The following is a 5,645-nucleotide window of genomic DNA, read 5'->3' as shown; positions in this document are numbered from 1 at the left end:
CGAACCATTTTCTTAGACTACACCTTCCTATTCTCAAGACAAATCTACCAAGAACTTATAGATTTCTAAAGGCTGCAAAAAATTTGCTCCACCCCTGCCAGTAAACAGCTCTTAATGAAATGAGTCGCGAGACCGCATGCTGCACCTGATCCGGTCAAATTCCAAGGATCTAAAGACAGAGGAGATAAAATGGGCGATAAAACGTACGATATCGTGATGTATGAACCTCAATACAAGGAAGAACTGCTCGATCTGATGGAACCTCTTTGGGGCACCGATCGAAATAGAAACAGCATGTATCTCGACTGGAAATATTGCCGTAACCCATATACCACGACCCCACTCATTTATCTAACCCTTTATCAAAAGAAGATAGTTTCGGTAGCAGGTTTTTTTGCCGCTCGCTGGCAGGCGGGACAGCGTGGTGACGAGTATCTTTGTTTCAGCGGGGGAGATGCAGTCACTAAAGTCGACCACCGTCGACAAGGGCTCCACGATGCAATGAAATACCGTGCATTTGAAAAATTGAAGAAGGATGCTTTCAGTTTCGAAATCTCACTGGCAACTAATTCACTATCAGCGGGAAGTGCACTAAAATGGGCAAGATCGGTCGGAGAACTGGGAATTATGGAATGGAGAGGAGGCAAGAACGGAAATAATAACCTGCTGCGCCAAACAGTTCGTCAGCTTCCGCTTCTTCCCTCCCTATACCGGTTTTATCAAAGTGCCGTTGTGCGGGATGTCCATTCACCGACGCAGAAGACCTCCGGAGTCTTCCATGTCCTGGACGACAATTACGAATCGATACAGCGTTTTAAACACTTGGGCATATCTGTGGACCAAAAGCCACGACCGGACGCTATGGCCGCCCTTGTCAGGACGTCAAAAAATGAGGGCCGTATCAGGCAGGTTCGAGACGAGGAATTTTATGCCTGGAGATTTGATAATCCTTTTTCTGTCTTTCGGTTTTTATTTTGCGAAAAGGGTGGATTTCAGGGCTTTATCGTTCTCCAGCAATCCGTTCGTGACCCACATACAGCCCTTATTGTCGACTGGGAAAGTACGAGCAGCGAAATATTCTCTGATCTTCTGGACGTGGTTATACGCTGGGGAGGTTTATCCTCCATCGCCATTTGGTCCGCAACTTTATCTGAGGAAACGACCGAAATATTGAAGAAAAAGGGATTTCACACACCTGACGCGTACGGGCAACAAGATTCGAAAGTTTTTTATCCACCCATTGCGATTTACCCCCTTGACTCCGGAAGTGTCTGGTCCATGGGGAGTAAGAGCGTAATGGAAATCACTAATTGGGATATGCGGCCCATTTATTCAGACAATTACTAACCAGGGAGACGGGTCAATGGAGAGAGGGCGTCCAAAGATAAAGAGTATCCTGAGAAGGGCGCGCAGACGGTTTCTGCGCGGGGCAGTCATACTTGCCTATCACCGGATAGCCGATCTCGATTTCGACCCCCACCACCTGGCGGTCTCCCCCTCCCACTTCGCCCAGCACGTGGACCACCTGAAAAAAACATGCACCCTAATGCCACTGCAGGATTTGGGCAAGGCACTCCTGAGGGGGAACCTGCCACCCAGGGCCGTGGCAGTGACATTTGACGATGGCTATCTTGATGTTCTGGAGCGGGCTCATCCGATCTTGAGGGCAGCCCGCACCCCGGCAACAGTTTTTGTTCCCTCCGGGTTAGTTGGAGAACAGAGGGAATTCTGGTACGACGAACTGGACAGGCTTTTGCTTTGCGCCGAAAGATTGCCGAAAAAACTGAACCTGTCCATTGGGGGTCAATCGTGCGCGTGGGATACAGTTTCGCCGGGGCAAATAAAGAGTGTCTTCTGGGACGTCTGGAATCGGCTGAAATCCCTTCGCCACGACGAGCGCACCGAGGTTCTCGATGAGTTGCAAAGATGGACGGGTCAGGAGCGGAAGTGCCGCGAGGGATACCGACCGATGAATGCCGGCGAATTATATCGTCTGTCGCAGGAAGGATGGGAAATCGGCGGCCACACAATTACACATGCAGTCCTTTCGCAGATGAAGAATGAAGATCAGTATAGTGAGATCGCCCGGGGACGCGAAATGCTGAGTGATATCCTCGGCCGGCCGATCTCCGCTTTTGCATATCCTCATGGCTCGAATGAAGACTTCACTGCCGAAACGGTCGCCATTGTGAAAAAGGCCGGCTTCTCATTGGGGTGTACGATGCTTCCCGGCAGCGTCAAATCCGGTGACGACCTATTTCGTCTCAACCGATACGCAGTGCTTGATTGGCCCCTCGATATATTCGTCATGCAGCTCGATTCCTTTTTTTCTTCAAGGGGTAAGATGCAAAGGGTTGCACAGGCCATCCGCCCCAGGTGGCCGCATTTTTGCCCGACGGGAGGTTGAATAATGACTGAATTCAACGGACTCGTTACGTGTCCGGTTTGTGGAAGAAGCTTCGAGGTAGAGCTGAGGAAGATGAGACGCAACATTCATAACAGGTGCCCTGTATGTGGAACGTTGAACTCTATCTCCGAAGGTCAGGCGATTCATGCCCAAAGACTTTTGGAAAGCCTTGAACTGAAAGAAAAGGAAAGGAAATTCGGGCGATTGGGACCCGTCGAGAAAGTCCTCTTTCCGCGGGCGGAACAGGGGGACGGGGGACAACCTGGACCGCATGTAAACTCTACCATGGGACGAGATGGGGCGAATTAATATTCTGAAGCAGGCAGGTGTGAGATAAATGAGCTCTTCGATTGACCATAGTCTGCTCAAACAGACGTGCCTTCATGATCCATCCGATAAATCGGCGCGTTCCGCATTCATCGCATATTACGAGAACAGCCTCAGAATGAAGCAGGAGGCAAAAGCTGATCAAGACGACCACCTGGTTTACCTGAAGCTGAAAAGTCTTTATGGGGAAGAAAGATGGAAGTATTTGAGCGACATAGGAAGGATATATCTGGACAGCTCAAAACCGAGACTTGCATTTATGTGTCTTTCCGAATCATTGAGGCAGAATCCGGAGCAGGCAGAGATATTTGAAATCGTCAAAGGGCTTGCATCGACCCATTGCGGGAGAACATGCCTGCAAACGGCAGACTCGTCATGTACCGTATCGGTCATTATGCCCACTTACAGGAGGTCGACCTCCATCGGGGAAGGCATTCGAAGTGTAATGAGCCAGACATATAAGGATATTGAACTGATAGTGATTAATGATGGAGGAGATGATAATGCGAAGCTCGTTATCGACTCCTTTGGGTCCCGAAACATACGTTATTACAAATTCACGGTCAATAAAGGACTTTCCGCCGCACTTAACGAAGGGATAAAGAAAGCCAGGGGCAGGTATATCGCCTACCTGGATGATGATGATGTCTATTATCCTGATCATCTCGAAACGTTGGTGAGGGCAATTGAGGGAACTTCCTATGATGTGGTCTATTCCAACGCATGGTGGTGTACAGGTGAAAGGCGTGGCTCCGACTTTATTGAAGCCTCAAGGAGCCTGTATGGCATCAGACCCGAAAAATACGCGAAGAATTCTTTATTCAGGAACAATTACATATCTACTCTGAACATGCTGCACAAGAGAGACTGTTTTATTGCAACAGGCCTGTTCAACGAGGAGCTGATCCAGCTTATGGATTGGGATATGTGGATGCGGTTTGCCGGAAAATACCGCTTCCTTCAGGTGAACAAGGTAACGGGCGAATACAGGTGGCATAAGGACAACATGACCAGAAGAAATTATCTCGAAAACACGTTTCTTACCACCCTTGTCAGGTCCTATCATGAATTCGCCTGCGGCAAAATAGGACTATTAAAAGGTTATTTACATAACGGGGACTTGACCGCGGTAAAACGACTTTACGATCGCCTTTTGAACGAATATGACTCCGGGCCCAGGAGCTCCGCATCGGCTGCGGAATTATTTTCCATATCCGAGCATCTTTCTCAAAGGGCATGGCCCCCGAAAATTCTAAGAGACTACTTTGAATACGATTCCAGAAGGTGCGTGGCACAGCTTCTGAAGAAGGGAAGCACGGGTGGATTACTGGCCGTCTCCGATTTAATGGTTTCCCATGCTTTCAAACGGATAAAAAGGATGAGCTGTAAGGCTTTTCCTGCCGGCAGGTAGGGGCGCAGGACCGTCTTAAAGGGAGGACAGGATTGAACTCATTGGTAAGTGTTGTAGTGACCACATATAATCAGGGTCGGTATATCGAAGATACCTTGAGAAGCGTCTTCGCCCAGACCTATTCACCATTCGAAGTCATAGTTGTAGATGATGGGTCAACGGATGATACGCCCGACCGCATTGCCACATTTGGGGATAAAATCATATATGTGCGCCAGCCGAACAAGGGGATTGCCGCTTCCCGGAATACGGGCATTCGCAAGGCAGGCGGTCAGTTTATCGCTTTCCTCGACGGCGATGACCTCTGGGAGCCGGAAAAACTATCAGTTCAGACCAGGGAAGCCAACAATCATCCCTATTCAGGGCTCATCGCGGTCGACGGTATAGAGTTCAACGACGCGGGCACCACTGAATCGACGCTCTTCTTTGCTCCTTTTTGCAAGGATTTTCGTGAGAATACGACCGCCACGGGCTCTTATTACCGGGAGCTCCTGAAGGGCCCCTTTATATCTACAACTTCCCAGGTGATGGTCCCATCAAAAGTTTTTGAAAAAGTAGGCTTGTCGGATGAACAATTTCCGAGGGCAAGTGACTATGACCTTTATATCCGGATCGCGGCCAAGTTCGAGTTCACGATCATAAAGGAGCCCCTGGTCCGATGGCGATGCAGCCCCTCGTCTGCTTCCGGACCGAAGAATCTCAGGCCCTTCCGTTATCTTCCGGAGGACATAGCCATACTCAGGAACCATCTTCCCCGGTGCGCATTAAGCGTCCGGAGCCTGATCGAAAGAACACTCGAGCAGAAAATTCTCCGCGGCGCGGAACGACTTTACTACTACGGGCTCAATGAAAACCGAATCAAAGCGACTGCGGAGCTACTGCGGCTGCTCCGGGTAAGTCCTGTTCGCCTAAGAATAGCCGCCTTTCTCGCCGGCTTATGGTGTCCCCGGGTGCTGGGAGATGTGCTCCGGCGACCGGTCCGGACCATGGTCGCGGGAGACAAAAACCATTTACTGCCATAAAGGACATTAAAGGAGCTGCAAGAAATGGAACGCCACTCTATGAAGACCACCACAGCGGATAAGGGAAGGGTGCCTCAACGGCAAGTGCTGTTCGTCAGTCATGACGCCGGAAGGACGGGGGCTCCCATTATTCTTCTCGACTTCCTGAAATGGTTCAAGAGCAACTCCACGGTCCCCTTTCAGGTGCTTTTGAAAAGGAGCGGCGAGCTTGAGACTGAATTCAGGTCCCTCGCCCCGGTCGATCGTTTTAGGGGGCTTTGGGCCGGAAACGGTCCCGGCGAGGTACTTTTGTCGATTCCAGGCTTCTATGGATGGTCGGAGAGACGCTATCAACAGCGTCTGAAGGATAAATTGTCCCGGGACCGGATAGGGCTTGTGTATTCGAATACGATAACCAACGGAGAAGTCCTCCAGTTCCTTTCAACTCTCGGATGCCCCGTCATTACCCATGTCCATGAGCTCGAATATTGGATTCATC

Annotated in this window: 5 protein-coding genes; all 5 read left to right on the top strand. The window is 50.0% G+C overall.

Translation table 11 applies throughout. The features are described 5' to 3' along the window. The first annotated feature begins 189 nt into the window (after window positions 1-189). Entirely contained in the window at window positions 190-1,347 is a 1,158-nt protein-coding gene (locus tag VGJ94_07535) for a hypothetical protein (GenBank protein HEY3276457.1), read from the top strand. A 16-nt stretch (window positions 1,348-1,363) separates the two neighbouring features. Next, complete coding sequence (locus tag VGJ94_07530; GenBank protein HEY3276456.1) at window positions 1,364-2,407, top strand: polysaccharide deacetylase family protein; 1,044 nt, start codon at window positions 1,364-1,366, stop codon at window positions 2,405-2,407. Between the two features lie 337 nt (window positions 2,408-2,744). After that, window positions 2,745-4,145, top strand: coding sequence for a glycosyltransferase (locus VGJ94_07525; protein HEY3276455.1), 1,401 nt, complete (start codon window positions 2,745-2,747; stop codon window positions 4,143-4,145). A 32-nt stretch (window positions 4,146-4,177) separates the two neighbouring features. Continuing rightward, window positions 4,178-5,167 (top strand): glycosyltransferase, encoded by a 990-nt coding sequence (locus VGJ94_07520; protein HEY3276454.1) that lies wholly within the window; start codon window positions 4,178-4,180, stop codon window positions 5,165-5,167. Window positions 5,168-5,191: 24 nt separating this feature from the next. Next, window positions 5,192-5,645 (top strand): hypothetical protein (locus VGJ94_07515; protein ID HEY3276453.1); only part of this gene is annotated, 454 nt, incomplete at its 3' end.

Source organism: Syntrophorhabdaceae bacterium (genome assembly GCA_036504895.1).
In the GTDB taxonomy this organism is placed as follows: Bacteria; Desulfobacterota; Syntrophorhabdia; order Syntrophorhabdales; family Syntrophorhabdaceae; genus PNOM01.
Note: the sequence above shows the minus strand (reverse complement) of the source record. Positions and strands in the feature narration are given on the sequence as shown.